Source organism: Rhodanobacter thiooxydans, assembly GCF_021545845.1.
In the GTDB taxonomy this organism is placed as follows: Bacteria; Pseudomonadota; Gammaproteobacteria; order Xanthomonadales; family Rhodanobacteraceae; genus Rhodanobacter.
This window is the reverse complement of record NZ_CP088923.1, coordinates 559,650-573,482: the sequence shown is the minus strand read 5'-3', so window position 1 is coordinate 573,482 and position 13,833 is coordinate 559,650. Positions and strand designations below refer to the sequence as shown.

Here is a 13,833-nt window from a genome sequence, read left to right as displayed (position 1 = left end):
CGCAGCAGGTGAGGGCGCTACGCGGGACGTGACGACGGCCGGCGCAGGCGCCGCGGCGGGAACCGCGGCGGATACCGGAGCGGCTGCGGGCGCCAGTAAAGGCTCGACCTCGCGCGAAACGGGCTCCGCCTGCGCCAGCGGCTCGCCGCAGCTTTTGCAGAAGCGCGCGCCGGCGGGATGTGGGGCACCGCACTGCGGGCAAGCCATGCCCTTCAGTGCCACAACGGAAGGCGTGGGCGTGGGCGTGGGCGGGAGTGCGGGTGCGGGTGCGGGTGCGGGTGCGGGTGCGGGTGCGGGTGCGGGTGCGGGTGCGGGTGCCGGTGCGGGTGCTGAAGCAGCCGTTGCCGGCGCTCCGCAACCAGAACAGAAGCGTGCGCCGTTTCGATTGGTTCGATGGCACTGCGCGCACTCCCAGCCGGCGGCTGCCGGATTGGGTCCACCGGCCAGGTTGGCGCCGCAACCGCCACAGAATTTGCGGCCATCGGGATTGGCTAGCCCACAGGTCGGACACTGCATGAAGCGCTCTCCACAAGATGGATTCAATTCAAAGCAAGGGGCGACCGAGCCGCGCGGCGGTCTGGCGCCATGGCGGACAGGGGGCAAGAGATGGTGGCGTCAGGCAACGAGGATCCCGTGGCGAACGCCGCATGGCGGCGCACCGCGAATGCACGCCCTGCGGGTATGGCGTGGCGGATCGTGTCGTCATCCTTGAATCCCCTGTGATGCAGGCCCGTCGCGTCACGCAGCGTGCAGGCTTGGCTACCCGGCTAGCTTGCAGAAAAGTGCGGCGACAAACAAGACTGAATCCAGCATGACTATCCGCCTTGCGCTGCCTGCGCACCATCTCATCTCCGAACATTTCATGCCTACGAATACAACGCCGACAGTCGGCAACTCGATTTCCCCAATCCGTTCTACGCGGAAAACTGGTTCCTGGTCGCCGCCAACGTGATGCTGTCGGGTGGCGGAATCGACTTGTTGTTGCTCAGCCGCGGCCTGCGCAGCGTGCTTCCGTTGCTCCTTGGTATCGGCCTGTTGGTGGCGGGCTTGAATCAAGGCCGACGCGTACTGATGCAACTGTGTTTTTTCTTCGACCGCAGCCGACCCGCAGGGCTGGTCCCCGAGTTGACCACCGACGCCACCGGCCGCAAGGGGGGTCGGACGAGTTGAAAGAGACGCTGCGCCAGAACGCACCGTCCTCTTCCGAGCCACAGGGACCGTTGAACAACCTGCTGCGCGCCTGCATCCGCAACCTGATTTTCGCAGCGCGCCCCGTGCGGTTCATCGCCCAGCGGCAATTTCAGACCGCCATTGCCATCGTGGTGACGCTGCTCTCCTTCCTGGTGGCCTGGTTGGGCTTCGGCAACGGCAAGGCGGGACTGAATGGGCCTGTTCTATTTCGGCTTCAGCGTGCTGCTGCTTCTGCGCCCACTGGAAAGCGGCGTGGCTGCGCCAGCCAACGTAGGCATGCGCGGATTGATCGGACTGATCCTGGCGGTGATCTTCGTGCCGGTGCCGCTGCCCTTCGTCGCCTCCGGCCTGCCCAGCCTGGACTGGCTGTCGCAGAACGTGCAGACCCTGTTCCTGCTGCTGGCCGCGCTGTTTGGCGCAGACCTGTATTTCGTGGTGCTGATGCACCAGATGACCGGCCTGCCGCCCACCAACATGGCGCGCGAACAGACCAGCCTGTCGATGAACTGCCACCCCAAGCAACTGCTCGACGAGCTCGACCGCACCCTGCAGGACACCTGGGTGGAGCGCAGCCCCAACCGCCGCTACGCCAAGACCGTGCCGTTGATCGACAGCGGCGCCGATACCTTCGCCGCCGAACTGGTAGAGGAAAGCCAGCCCATGTCCGGCACCGGCCAGAACAGGGTGGAGCCGGGCGCGGCCTTCGTCATGCCGCGTTACCGCTTCATCGCCTGGCTGGACGTGGTGGGCGTGGCACTGATTGCGCTGGGCGTGGCCTGGCTGCTGGTGTTCGGCGCAAAGCTCCGCCCCGAGGTCGGGGACGTCCACCTGTTCTCCCTGCTCACCCTCGGCCTGGCCATGCTGGTGGTGGGCCACTACTGCCTGCGCGCCGGCCATGTTTTGTGGGGGCGCTTCGACTTCGTTTCGCGACTGGTATGGGTGGAGATGTAAGGCAACTACCAGTCGGCGCAGATGAACTTCGGCAAGAATGCGCAGCGCTTCATCGTTGACCTGCGTGGCGTGCCCGACTACGCGCGCCAGCTGGCCTTGCATCGGGTAGGCTTCGCGCAGGAGCAGAGCGTGATCGTGGCACCCACTTCGCGCACCGACATGCAGAAAAGCGCGGTGCTGGCGCGATGAACAGGCTGGGCGGGCAAGCCGATGCCGCCTTGCCACAGGCGATGATGCAGGCGATGCAAGGTGCAACCACGTCGCCGACACCATCACCTGCCATGACCACGCCGCCATACGGCTCGGGCTGCCAGACGCCGGTGTACGTCGCCGACCGCTTCTGCGGCAACTGTGGCCACGCGCTTGCCGGCGCCGGCTGACCGGTACATTCATGCCGCAGCAAGACGCGGCACACGCCCGGCGGGCGCGGCTCAGTTCTCCTGCACCTCGGTCACCTTGCCGCGGCGCATCAGCCACGCCACGCCGCGCAGGTCGGCCAGGCCCACCCACAGCCGATCCAGCATGCCGTACTTGGACACGCCGGCGGTGCGCGGGCGGTGGCCGACCGGCACGCTCTGGCTCTGGAAACCGGCGCGCTTGACCAGCGCCGGCAGGTAGCGGTGCATGTGGTCGAAGTAGGGCAGGCGCAGGAACACCTCGCGCTCGAACAGCTTCAGGCCGCAGCCGGTATCCGGGGTGGCGTCCCTGAGCATGCGCGAGCGCACCGCGTTGGCGATCTTCGAGGAGATCCGCTTGTTGAAACTGTCGCGGCGGGTAGTGCGCCAGCCGGCGAACAGCCGCGTTTCGGCCGGAGCCGCGGCGCGCGCGGCGAGCAGCTTCGGGATGTCGGCCGGGTCGTTCTGGCCGTCGCCGTCCAGCGTGGCGATCCACGGCGAAGCCGCCGCACGCACGCCGTTCCACACTGCCGTGCTTTGTCCGCTACGGGTGACATGGTGCAGCACGCGCAGCTCCGGGTGCAGCGCCTTCTGTGCGACGAGCACGGCGCGGCTGTCGTCGCTGGAGTCGTCGTCGACATAGACCACTTCGTAGTCGACCCGGCCGCGCAGTGCGGCGGCGATCTCGGCGAGCAGCGGCGGGATGTTGTCGCGTTCGTTGAACACGGGGACGACGACGGAGAGTTGCGGCATGGCGAGGCCTTTGCGTAGACGGGTGCCGCGATGCAACGGCAGGGGCGCATTTTAGTCCATGCGACGAGGGGGCGACTCCCCTCTCCCTTCGGGAGAGGGGCTGGGGGTGAGGGTTCGGGCGGAGCGAACCTTGCGCTTCGCCCGAACCCTCATCCGGCCTTCGGCCACCTTCTCCCAAAGGGAGAAGGGAACAAGCAGGACCGCATCGAAGCGGCAAACGGCAAGGCTCAGCGGATCTTGCCGAGGATGCCTTCCAGCTCGTCGTTGCTGTGGTAGTGGATCACCAGCTTGCCGTGGCCACCGCGGCCCTGGGCCAGCTCGACCCGGGTGGCCAGGCGTTCGGCCAGTTCGCGTTCCAGCGCGGCGACGTTGGGGTCGCGCGCGGCCGGATGCTTGGCCTTGCCCTTGGGCGTGGTCTGCGCGCGGCGCGCGGCCTCCTCCAGTTCGCGCACCGACCAACCGAGGGTGGAGGCCTGGCGCGCCAACGGCACGGCGATGGACTCGTCCAGGGTCAGCAGACAGCGGGCGTGGCCCATCTCCAGCTTGCCGTCGTCGAGCAGGCGCCGGATCGGCTCGGCCATCTCGGTGAGCCGCAGCATGTTCGACACTGACGCCCGCGAACGGCCGACCGCGTCGGCGGCCTGCTGGTGGGTGAGCTCGAAGTCGTCGATCAGCCGCTTCAGCGCGTCGGCTTCCTCCAGCGGGGTGAGGTCCTGGCGCTGGATGTTCTCGATCAGCGCCATCGCCGGCACCGCTGCCTCCGGCACCGCCTTCACCAGCGCCGGCAGTTCGCCCAGCTGGGCGCGCTGCGCGGCACGCCAGCGGCGTTCGCCGGCGATCAGCTCGTAGCTGTTCTTGCCGATCTCGCGCACCACCACCGGCTGGATCAGGCCCTGCGCCTTGATCGAGGCGGCCAGCTCGTCCAGTGCCTCGTCGTTCCAGTGCCGCCGCGGCTGGTACTTGCCGGGCTGGATCTGCTGGATCGGCAGCACGCGCAATTCGCCTTCCTGCGTCAACACCGACGGCGCGGCGTCACCGTCGCCGCCGAGCAGCGCGTCCAGCCCGCGCCCCAATCCACGTTTTTTTGCAGCTGCCATGCCTTAGTCCTGGTGGTTGGCGGCCGGCGCCTTGAGCGTCGGGCCGCTGTCGCCGTGCACGGGCGGTTCGATGTCGTCGACCGGGTCGACTGCGTGCGCGGCACCGCGCGGCAACCCGCGCTCGCGCCGGATCACCTCGCCGGCCAGGCCGATGTAGGCGATCGCGCCGCGCGAGCTGCGGTCGTACAGGTGGATCGGCTGGCCGTGGCTGGGCGCCTCGGCCAGGCGCACGTTGCGCGGGATGATCGAGCGCAGCACCTTGTCACCGAAGTGCTGGGTGAGCTGGGCAGAGACCTCGTTGCCGAGGTTGTTGCGCACGTCGTACATGGTGCGCAGCAGGCCGTCGATCTCCAGCTGAGGGTTCAGCCGGTGGCGCACCGCCTTGATCGTGTCGAGCAGGCTGGACAGGCCTTCCAGCGCGAAGTATTCGCACTGCACCGGGATCAGCACGCCGTCGGCGGCGGTCAGCGCGTTCAGGGTGAGCAGGTTCAACGAGGGTGGGCAGTCGATCAGGATGGTGTGGTATTCCGCCGCAATCTTCGCCAGCACCTCCTTCAGCCGGTGCTCGCGCGCCAGCGCGTCCATCAGCTTCAGCTCGGCCGCGGTGAGGTCGCCGTTGCCCGGCAGCAGGTCGTAGTGCGCTTCGGTGGGCACGATCGCCGCGGCGATCTCCACTTCCTCCAGCAGCACCTCGCAGCCGCTGGCCTTGATGTCGCGCTTGTTCACGCCCGAGGCCATGGTGGCATTGCCCTGCGGATCGAAGTCGACCAGCAATACCCTGCGCTTCGCCGCAGCCAGCGCCGCAGCGAGATTGACGGCAGTGGTGGTCTTGCCGACGCCGCCCTTCTGGTTGGCGACAGCGATGATGCGGGCCATGGGTGAATAGCTACAGTTCGCGAAGGACGGCTAGATTAGCATTGCTGTCGCAGCTTGCCTCCCGGGGACTTCGGCCTCAGGCACCGATCCGCGCCCCGCTGACGGCATCGAACAGGTGCAGCCGTTCGACCGCCAGGCCCAGCGCCAGCAGGCCGCCCGGCTCGGGCAGGGCGCGCGGCGCCACCCGCGCGACCAGCGGCTGCTCGCCGTAGCGCAGGTTCAGGAACACCTCGTTGCCGACCGGTTCGAGCACCTCCAGCCGGGCATGCAGGGCGGCCGCGCCGGCCTCCAGCGGCTGCAGATGTTCGGGGCGGATGCCCAGCACCACCTCGCGCCCGCGCCACGGCAGCCACGCCGCCGCCTGTGGCGGTTCGCCCAGCGCGATGGGGCCGTGGGCGGTGGCCAGGGTCCAGCCGCCTTCGCAGTGCAGGGTGCCGCGCAGCTGGTTCATCGCCGGGCTGCCGACGAAGCCGGCCACGAACAGGTTCGCGGGCTTGTCGTACAGCGCCATCGGCGTGTCGATCTGCTGGATCACCCCGCCGTCCAGCACCACGATGCGCTGGCCCAGGGTCATCGCCTCGATCTGGTCGTGGGTGACGTAGACCATGGTGGCGCCGAGCTGGCGATGCAGCCGCGCGATCTCCACCCGCATCGACAGGCGCAGCTTGGCATCCAGGTTGGACAGCGGCTCGTCGAGCAGGAACACCTTGGGCTCGCGCACCAGCGCCCGGCCCAGCGCCACGCGCTGGCGCTGGCCGCCGGACAGCGCGGCCGGGCGTGCGGTCAGGCGTGCCTCCAGCTCCAGCGTCTGCGCCGCCGCCGCCACCCGGCGGTCGATCTCGACCTGCTTGTGGCCGCGCAGTTTCAAACCGAAACCGAGGTTCTCGGCCACCGTCATGTGCGGATACAGCGCGTAGTTCTGGAACACCATCGCGATGTCGCGGTCCTTCGGCGCCACCGCGTTGACCACCCGGCCGTCGATGCTCAGCGTGCCGCCGCTGATCGACTCCAGCCCGGCGATCATGCGCAGCAGGGTGGTCTTGCCGCAGCCGGATGGGCCCACCAGCACCAGCAGCTCGCCGTCGGCGATCTCGAAGCTGGCGTCGGCCACGCCCACGTGGCCATTGGGGTAGACCTTGCGCAACTGGTCCAGACATACGGCAGCCATCGGCATCTCCGGTGCGGTTGGCCACGATGGCCGTCCCGCGCAGCATGCGCTGGTCTGCACTTCCGCGGGGCATTGGGCTATTCTGCCCGTGTAATCGTTTACATCAAGCCTTGCCCGAAGGATCGCCCATGCCCCGCCCCGGTTTTCGCTTCCCCGACGGCTTCCACTGGGGCGCCGCCACTTCCGCCTACCAGATCGAGGGCTCGCCGCTGGCCGACGGTGCCGGCCCCAGCATCTGGCAGCGCTTCGCGCACACGCCGGGGATGATGGCGAACGGCGACACCGGCGACGTCGCCTGCGACCACTACCGCCGCTATCGTGAAGACGTGCAGCTGATGAAGGCGCTGGGTCTGCAGGGCTACCGCTTCAGCATCAACTGGGCGCGCGTGCTGCCCGAAGGCACCGGCCGGGTCAATCCGAAAGGGCTGGATTTCTACTCGCGGCTGGTCGACGCATTGCTGGAGCAAGGCATCGCGCCGAACGCCACGCTGTTCCACTGGGACCTGCCGGCGGCGCTGGACGATCGCGGCGGCTGGCTCAACCGCGACAGCGCGCACTGGTTCGCCGAGTACGCCGAGGTGATGTTCAAGGCCCTGGACGACCGCGTGCCGCGCTGGTCCACGCTCAACGAACCCTGGGTGGTCACCGACGGCGGCTACCTGCACGGCGCGCTGGCGCCGGGCCATCGCAGCAAGTACGAGGCGCCGATCGCCGCGCACAACCTGATGCGCGCCAGCGGCGCCGGCATCCAGGCGTATCGCGCGCATGGAAAGAATGAGATCGGCGTGGTATTCAACATCGAGCCGAAGTACCCGCACTCGGACCGCGCCGAGGATCTGGCCGCCACCCGCCGCGCGCACGCCTACATGAACCAGCAGTTCGCCGACCCGGCGCTGCTGGGCAGCTACCCGCCCGAGCTGAAGGAGATCTTCGGCGACGCCTGGCCGGACTTCCCTGCCGACGATTTCAAACTGACGAAGCAGAAGGTCGACTTCGTCGGCATCAACTACTACACCCGCGCCGTGGTGAAGCACGACGCGAACCAGTACCCGCTGCAAGCCGCGCCGGTGCGCCAGCCCAACAAGACCTACACCGAGACCGGCTGGGAAGTGTTCGAGCAGGGCCTCACTGACACGCTGACCTGGTTCAGGGACCGCTACGGCGACATCCCGCTGTACATCACCGAAAACGGTTCTGCGTTCTACGATCCGCCGGTAGTCGAGGCCGAGGTGCTGCACGACCCGCTACGCACCAACTACCTGCGCAGGCACCTCAAGGCGCTGCACAAGGCGATCGAGGCGGGGGTGAACCTGAAGGGCTACTACGCCTGGTCGCTGCTGGACAACCTGGAGTGGTCGCTGGGTTTCTCCAAGCGCTTCGGCCTGTACCACGTCGACTTCACCACCCAGCAGCGCACGCCCAAGGCCACCGCGAAGCTGTATGCGCAGGTGATCGCAAGCAACGGCAGCGTGCTGGACGACTGAACGATCGCAAAGCTCCACCGCCCTGCTTTCGCTTCCCCTGCACAGCAGGGGAAGCTGCCCGGAGGGCCGATGGGGTGCTCTTGCTTTTCGTTGTAGAACCGCGCGGCTGCGCCCCCTTCCGCCTTCGGCACCTTCCCCCGCAAGCAGGGGAAGGGACATCGCTCACGCGGCGCGGCCGAGCTGCAGCAGGTGGCGCTCAGCCGGCAGCCCCGGCACCACCAGCTCATGCGTGCTGCGCACCACGAAGCCGGCCGGGATGCCCGGCAGTTCCTCGTCCGGCCGCTTGCCCTTCATCGCCAGCCAGACCCCGTCCGGCGCCAGCAGGTGGCCGCCCCAGCCAAGCATGTCGGCGAGGCTGGCGAACGCGCGCGCGGTGATGCAGTCGAACTGCCCTTCCACGTCTTCCACCCGCGATTGCAGCGCGCGCACGCCGTCCAGCTTCAGCGCGCGGATCGCCTCGCGCAGGAAGCGCACCTTCTTGCCGTTGGAATCGACCAGCAGGACCTTCCGTCCCGGCGCGGCAATCGCCAGCACGATGCCGGGCAGGCCGGGGCCGGTGCCGAGGTCGGCCAGGGTCCGGCCCTGCACGTACGGCAGGATCGCCAGCGAATCGAGCAGATGGCGGGTGACCATCTCCGCCGGGTCGCGCACCGCGGTGAGGTTGTAGGCCGCGTTCCAGCGCTCCAGCAAGGCCTGGTAGTCGAGCAGCCGCGACACCGCGTCGGCCGGCAGCGACAGGCCCAGCGCGGCGATGCCTTGTTCGAGTCGGGCCTGCAAGGCGTCGCGGGTGGTCATCGTGGCTGGCTCGGGAACGTGGGGGCGCAAAGTATCCGCGCGCCGCACGACCTTGCCAATGGCGCCAAAAAGAAGACCCGCCGAAGCGGGTCGAAGGCTTGCAAATCCCCTGCGGCGCGGGCGCTCTTGGTCGCCCTGGCGCGGTTCACCACTCAGGCCACGTCGAGCTCGACCCGGGTCACCATCATGCCGCGCTCGCGCAGCGCGCTGTTCAAGGACTGCTTCACTTTTGCGCCGAGGTCGTGGCGGTCCGCGTCCGGCTCGCGGCGCAGGGCTTCCTGCGCACCGCGGCGGATCAGCTGGTCGACCTGCTCGAACACCGGGTCGGCGCGCTCCGGCTCCAGCACCTGCCAGTACACCGTGCCGCGCACGTCCCGTGCGCCGGCCACCGGCTCCTCGAAGTGCAGGGTCTGTCCGGCAAGGTTGATCTTGTGCCCGACCCGATCCAGCAGCGGCAGCACCAGGTGCGTACCGGTCCCCAGCACCCGCACCAGCTTGCCGCGGCGATACAGGCTGTAGACCTGATCCGCCGGCACGTGCCTGACCGCACTGGCAGCCAGCACGGCGGGAATCACGAGCAACAAGGTCAGTAAAGTCATCATGGCGTGGAGAAACAATAGTTTGCCAACAGTTTCTTCATGGTCTCGGCAAGTTGAGGATACAGCCGCCTGACCCGGCGAAGATTAACCTTCATTTAACGACACAGGCAAATCTTTAACAACAGGCATGAACCCATGACTTGGCGACGCCATTCACAGAATCGGGAGATTCCTCCGGAGCCATGCCCAAATCGTGCCAACGAGCCGACTGCTGCGCCGCCACAACACGCGTTCCACAAGCCACCGGCGGCGCTACCGGTGATCCATCTGCGATGCAAACCTCGAACGCCCAAAAACTGCGGCGGCGCAGCAAAAAAATTCTGCTTTACAAGCACTTTACAAGGCGTCATGAAAACGTTTACGTTGGCGTCGCACTGCGGTTCTTGTCCTTCTCAGCGGACCCATCCAGGATGTCGGCAGCCACTATCAAAGATGTAGCGCGCGAGGCCAAGGTTTCCGTGGCCTCGGTGTCGCGTGCACTGAATGGGGGCGGCGGAGTGACTGCCGAGACCAGCCAGCGCATCCATGAAGCCGCGGAGCGTCTGCACTACGTGCCGCATGCCGCGGCGCGCATGCTGATCACCCGCCGCACCAACACGGTCGGCGCGCTGCTGCCGGACCTGCATGGCGAGTTCTTTTCCGAGCTGATCCGCGGCATCGACCTGGCCGCCCGGGCGCGCGGCCTGCACCTGCTGGTGTCCAGCTCTCACGATGGGGCCGAGGACGCCGCTACCGCGTTGCGCGCCATGCAGGGCCGCGTCGATGGCCTGCTGATCCTGTCCAACCACGTCGACGCCGCCTTCCTGCGCAGCAACCTGCCCACCGGCTTGCCGGCCGTGCTGCTCAACAGTGCCGTGAAGAGCCCGTCGTACGGCGTGCTCAACATCGACAACTACGGCGGTGCCTACGCGATGGTGCAGCACCTGCTCGACGCCGGCCACGCCGGGGTCACCTTCATCGCCGGCCCGGCCGACAATTTCGACGCGCAGCAGCGCGAACTCGGCTACCGCGCCGCGATGGCCAAACACGCGCCGCACGCGGCGCCGGACGTATTGCCCGGCGACTTCAGCGAAGAGGCCGGCTACCGCGCCGGGCGCCAGCTGCTGGCACGAACGCCGCGGCCGCATGCCGTGTTCGCCGCCAACGACATGATGGCGGTCGGCTGCCTGTCCGCGTTCAAGGAGGCCGGTGTGGACGTGCCGCGCGATACCGCGCTGGCCGGCTTCGACGACATCCCGATTGCGCGCTACGTCACCCCGTCGCTTTGCACGGTGCGCGTACGCATCGCCGACCTGGGCCGCAGCGCGCTCGAACAACTGGCGGCGCAGCTGGAGGACCCCAGGCACGCCACGCCATCCAGTCACACGCTCGCCTGCGAGATCGTCACCCGTGCCAGCTGCGGCGGCGGGCGACCCGCGGCGTCCCAAGACGCTTCATAGAACGCTGTTTTCAATTCGGGGAATCCGGTCATCCGGTATGGGAGGGAAAGCATGAACACACCAAAGCAACTCAGAAAGAAGCTGCTCGCAAGCCTGATCAACGCCACGGTAATCGCGGTGGCCAGTGCACCGATGGTCTCGTGGGCGCAGACTTCCGACGCCAACCTGCGCGGCAAGGCCGCGGCCAGCGCCACGATCACCGCGCGCAACGTCGCTACCGGCACCACCCGGCGCACCACCGCCGGCGCGGACGGCGGCTACACGCTGGTCGGCCTGCCGCCTGGCACCTACCAGGTGGACGCCGGGGCGGGCACCGCACGCACGGTCACCCTCACGGTCGCCTCGACCGCCACGCTGGACCTGACCGCGGCGGCGCCGGGCGCGTCGGCCGCGAATGCGACCACGCTTTCCGGCGTCACGGTCAGCGCGGCCACCCTGACGGAAGTGAAGACCTCCGAAGTCGGCGCGACGATCTCGCTGCAGCAGATCAACACCATCCCGCAGGCCTCGCGCAACTTCCTGGAGTTCGCCGACACCGTGCCCGGCATGGTGTTCAGCCTCGACTCCGCGGGCCATACCTCGCTGCGTGGCGGCGCGCAGAACAACAGCTCGGTCAACGTCTACATCGACGGCGTGGGCCAGAAGAGCTACGTCAAGGAAGGCGGCGTCAGCGGCCAGTTCGCCAGTCAGGGCAACCCGTTCCCGCAGCTGGCGATCGGCGAGTACAAGGTGATCACCTCGAACTACAAGGCCGAGTACGACCAGATCTCCAGCGCCGCGGTCACCGCCGACACCAAGTCCGGCACCAACGAGTTCCACGGCGAGGTGTTCGGCACCTACACCAGGGACTCGCTGCGCGCGCGCACTCCTTCGGAGAACGATGCGGGCAGGAAGACCTCGTCGCACGAGAAGGAATACGGCTTCGCCATCGGCGGCCCGATCATCCAGGACCAGATGCATTTCTTCTTCACCTACGAGGCGAAGAAGTTCGACACGCCGATCACGGTGACCCCGGGCGTCACCAACACGGCCGCGTTCCTGCCGGCCGGCGCCTCCGCGCAGCTGGGCCCGGCCGACCTGCCGTTCAACGAGGATCTTTATTTCGGCAAGATCGACTGGGAGCCGACCGACCGCGACCGCTTCGAGCTGAGCGCGCAGCTGCGCAAGGAAGGCCAGTACGACAACATCGGCAACCAGAGCGCCGCATCCGCCGGCATCGACGTGATCAACCGCGACACGCGCTTCGCGGCGCGCTGGCAGCACAGCGGCGATGCGTACTTCAACGAGCTCCTGTTCACCCACGAGAACGCCTACAACAACCCGACCCCGCTGCGCTTCGCCGACGGCGCGGCCTACACCTGGGCGCCGCAGCAGGACGCCACCATCCTGATCACCGGCTCGGCCAACGCGCTGGCGACGCAGAAGAAGGGCCAGAAGGGTCCCGCGATCCAGGACGACCTGACCTTCAACGACTTCCAGTGGCATGGCGACCACGTCATCAAGCTGGGCGTGAAGTACAAGAAGGTGGACCTGAACGCGCAGGACGCCGGCAACAGCAACCCGCAGTTCACCTACAACGTGGATCCGACCGGCACCGCGGCGACACCGTACAAGGTGTTCTTCCCGAACCCGGTACCCGGCCTGAGCCCGGTGGCCAAATCGAGCGACAAGCAGTTCGGCACCTATATCCAGGACGACTGGGCGGTCAACGACAAGCTCACGCTGAACCTCGGCGTGCGCTGGGACTACGAGAAGAACCCGTCCTACCTCAACTACGTCACGCCGGCCAACGTGATCGCCGCCTTCAACAGCCCGAACCCCGATCCGAGCGCACCGGCCGGGCAGACCTATGCCCAGGCCCTTGCGCTGGGTGGCGTGAACATCAACGACTACATCAGCACCGGCCACAACCGCAAGGCGTACAAGGGCGAGATCCAGCCGCGGCTGGGCTTCTCCTACGACCTCGACGCCGACCAGCAGCACGTGATCTTCGGCGGCGCCGGCCGCGCCTACGACCGCGACCTGTACGACTACCTGCAGCTGGAGCAGACCAAGTCCGCGTTACCGCAGCTCACCGTGTACTTCCAGGACCCGGCCACCGGGCTCTGCCACAACAACAGTTCGCCCTGCTTCGCCTGGGATCCGAAGTACCAGAACAACCTTGCCGCGCTGCAGGCGCTGGTTGCCTCCAGCAACACCGGGCAGGAAGTGGATGCGATCAACAACCACCTGAAGGCGCCGTATTCCGACCAGTTCAGCCTCGGCATGCGCAACCGGATCGGCGACTGGAACACCAGCGCCGCGATCACGCGCATCCTCAGCCACGACGGCTTTGCCTTCACCCTGGGCAACCGCTACCCGGACGGCGCGTTCTTCAAGAACGGCAGCCAGCCCTGGGGCAACGGCGTACCGGGTTTCGGGGGCCTGATCATCGGCAACAACGGCATCGCGACGCGCACCACCCAGCTGCTGCTGTCGGCCGACAAGCCGTACACGAAGGAAACCGGCTGGGGCGCCACCTTCGCCTACACCTACACGCGGGCGAAGCAGAACCGCGACATCAACGAACACTACTCGTTCGACGAGGCGACCATCCAGCAGTACCCGTTCGTCGTTTCCAACGCCGCCGCCAAGCACCGCTTCGTCGCCACCGGCGTGGTCGATATTCCGTGGGGCATCACCCTGTCGGCCAAGCTGACCCTGGCCACGCCGATCCCGTACAACGACATCGCCTGCTACGGCGTGACCTATCCCAACGGCAGCGGCTGCACGCCGATGGCGGCCACGCCGCGGGGCAACGGCAAGTTCCTGGTCGGCGGCAAGGCGTTCGGCTATCGCGACATCGACTTCCAGGCGACCAAGGATTTCGACCTCGGCCACGGCATCAAGCTGTACGGCCGCTTCGACGTGCTGAACGTGTTCAACTTCAGGAACTACACGGACATCTTGGTCAACTGGGGCTCCGGCGGCGTAGCAAACCCGAACCCCGCGATGTACAACCCGACCGGCAACATCACCTTCGTGCCGCGCACGCTGAAGCTCACGGTCGGCATGAAGTTCTGACGCCACATCGGATGGCATCGAG

General features: G+C 67.4%; 12 protein-coding genes and 1 pseudogene. 6 read left to right on the top strand and 7 right to left on the bottom strand.

The window, feature by feature from the left end; all coding sequences use genetic code 11:
- Nucleotides 1-165: 165 nt before the first annotated feature.
- A pseudogene (locus LRK53_RS19370) lies at nucleotides 166-516 on the bottom strand (double zinc ribbon domain-containing protein); the annotation flags it as partial.
- An 867-nt stretch (nucleotides 517-1,383) separates the two neighbouring features.
- Between LRK53_RS19370 and LRK53_RS02495 the strand changes: the two are divergent.
- Genes LRK53_RS02495 through LRK53_RS02485 form a run of 3 tightly spaced genes read left to right on the top strand, consistent with a single transcriptional unit; the run spans nucleotide 1,384 to nucleotide 2,522 of the window.
- Nucleotides 1,384-2,142: a hypothetical protein gene (locus tag LRK53_RS02495; RefSeq protein WP_027491434.1), complete on the top strand. Its 759-nt coding sequence runs from the start codon at nucleotides 1,384-1,386 to the stop codon at nucleotides 2,140-2,142.
- 21 nt (nucleotides 2,143-2,163) lie between these two features.
- Nucleotides 2,164-2,331 (top strand): hypothetical protein, encoded by a 168-nt coding sequence (locus LRK53_RS02490; RefSeq protein ID WP_185754556.1) that lies wholly within the window; start codon nucleotides 2,164-2,166, stop codon nucleotides 2,329-2,331.
- Entirely contained in the window at nucleotides 2,328-2,522 is a 195-nt protein-coding gene (locus LRK53_RS02485; RefSeq protein ID WP_027491433.1) for a hypothetical protein, read from the top strand. The genes LRK53_RS02490 and LRK53_RS02485 overlap by 4 nt, the downstream gene beginning before the upstream one ends.
- Nucleotides 2,523-2,573: 51 nt before the next feature.
- Here LRK53_RS02485 and LRK53_RS02480 read toward each other — a convergent pair whose 3' ends face one another.
- The 4 genes from LRK53_RS02480 to LRK53_RS02465 form a co-directional block, all read right to left on the bottom strand.
- A complete protein-coding gene (locus LRK53_RS02480) occupies nucleotides 2,574-3,290 on the bottom strand; it encodes a glycosyltransferase family 2 protein (RefSeq protein ID WP_235642475.1) in 717 nt (238 codons plus the stop codon).
- Nucleotides 3,291-3,517: 227 nt separating this feature from the next.
- The gene (locus LRK53_RS02475) at nucleotides 3,518-4,387 is read right to left on the bottom strand and encodes a ParB/RepB/Spo0J family partition protein (RefSeq protein ID WP_027491481.1); all 870 of its coding nucleotides are present in this window, start codon (nucleotides 4,385-4,387) and stop codon (nucleotides 3,518-3,520) included.
- Between the two features lie 3 nt (nucleotides 4,388-4,390).
- Nucleotides 4,391-5,263, bottom strand: a complete 873-nt coding sequence (locus LRK53_RS02470) for a ParA family protein (RefSeq protein WP_027491480.1) — start codon at nucleotides 5,261-5,263, stop codon at nucleotides 4,391-4,393.
- Between the two features lie 76 nt (nucleotides 5,264-5,339).
- Nucleotides 5,340-6,431 (bottom strand): ABC transporter ATP-binding protein, encoded by a 1,092-nt coding sequence (locus LRK53_RS02465; protein ID WP_027491479.1) that lies wholly within the window; start codon nucleotides 6,429-6,431, stop codon nucleotides 5,340-5,342.
- Nucleotides 6,432-6,559: 128 nt separating this feature from the next.
- Here LRK53_RS02465 and LRK53_RS02460 point away from each other — a divergent pair, with 128 nt between their 5' ends.
- Nucleotides 6,560-7,915, top strand: coding sequence for a GH1 family beta-glucosidase (locus LRK53_RS02460; RefSeq protein WP_027491478.1), 1,356 nt, complete (start codon nucleotides 6,560-6,562; stop codon nucleotides 7,913-7,915).
- Nucleotides 7,916-8,077: 162 nt separating this feature from the next.
- Here LRK53_RS02460 and rsmG read toward each other — a convergent pair whose 3' ends face one another.
- Both rsmG and LRK53_RS02450 read right to left on the bottom strand, forming a co-directional pair.
- Nucleotides 8,078-8,710: a 16S rRNA (guanine(527)-N(7))-methyltransferase RsmG gene (gene rsmG / locus LRK53_RS02455; RefSeq protein WP_027491477.1), complete on the bottom strand. Its 633-nt coding sequence runs from the start codon at nucleotides 8,708-8,710 to the stop codon at nucleotides 8,078-8,080.
- A gap of 152 nt (nucleotides 8,711-8,862) precedes the next feature.
- The gene (locus LRK53_RS02450) at nucleotides 8,863-9,312 is read right to left on the bottom strand and encodes an SPFH domain-containing protein (protein WP_027491476.1); all 450 of its coding nucleotides are present in this window, start codon (nucleotides 9,310-9,312) and stop codon (nucleotides 8,863-8,865) included.
- Nucleotides 9,313-9,719: 407 nt separating this feature from the next.
- Between LRK53_RS02450 and LRK53_RS02445 the strand changes: the two genes are divergently transcribed.
- A complete protein-coding gene (locus LRK53_RS02445; RefSeq protein WP_027491475.1) occupies nucleotides 9,720-10,748 on the top strand; it encodes a LacI family DNA-binding transcriptional regulator in 1,029 nt (342 codons plus the stop codon).
- A gap of 51 nt (nucleotides 10,749-10,799) precedes the next feature.
- Nucleotides 10,800-13,811, top strand: a complete 3,012-nt coding sequence (locus LRK53_RS02440; RefSeq protein ID WP_027491474.1) for a TonB-dependent receptor — start codon at nucleotides 10,800-10,802, stop codon at nucleotides 13,809-13,811.
- Nucleotides 13,812-13,833 lie beyond the last annotated feature (22 nt).

Bases quoted from the DNA above. Each gene is read 5' to 3' on its own strand.
- LRK53_RS02495 (WP_027491434.1), top strand. From the start codon at position 1,384: ATGGGCCTGTTCTATTTCGGCTTCAGCGTGCTGCTGCTTCTGCGCCCA.
- LRK53_RS02490 (WP_185754556.1), top strand. From the start codon at position 2,164: ATGAACTTCGGCAAGAATGCGCAGCGCTTCATCGTTGACCTGCGTGGC.
- LRK53_RS02485 (WP_027491433.1), top strand. From the start codon at position 2,328: ATGAACAGGCTGGGCGGGCAAGCCGATGCCGCCTTGCCACAGGCGATG.
- LRK53_RS02480 (WP_235642475.1), bottom strand. From the start codon at position 3,290: ATGCCGCAACTCTCCGTCGTCGTCCCCGTGTTCAACGAACGCGACAAC.
- LRK53_RS02475 (WP_027491481.1), bottom strand. From the start codon at position 4,387: ATGGCAGCTGCAAAAAAACGTGGATTGGGGCGCGGGCTGGACGCGCTG.
- LRK53_RS02470 (WP_027491480.1), bottom strand. From the start codon at position 5,263: ATGGCCCGCATCATCGCTGTCGCCAACCAGAAGGGCGGCGTCGGCAAG.
- LRK53_RS02465 (WP_027491479.1), bottom strand. From the start codon at position 6,431: ATGGCTGCCGTATGTCTGGACCAGTTGCGCAAGGTCTACCCCAATGGC.
- LRK53_RS02460 (WP_027491478.1), top strand. From the start codon at position 6,560: ATGCCCCGCCCCGGTTTTCGCTTCCCCGACGGCTTCCACTGGGGCGCC.
- rsmG (WP_027491477.1), bottom strand. From the start codon at position 8,710: ATGACCACCCGCGACGCCTTGCAGGCCCGACTCGAACAAGGCATCGCC.
- LRK53_RS02450 (WP_027491476.1), bottom strand. From the start codon at position 9,312: ATGATGACTTTACTGACCTTGTTGCTCGTGATTCCCGCCGTGCTGGCT.
- LRK53_RS02445 (WP_027491475.1), top strand. From the start codon at position 9,720: ATGTCGGCAGCCACTATCAAAGATGTAGCGCGCGAGGCCAAGGTTTCC.
- LRK53_RS02440 (WP_027491474.1), top strand. From the start codon at position 10,800: ATGAACACACCAAAGCAACTCAGAAAGAAGCTGCTCGCAAGCCTGATC.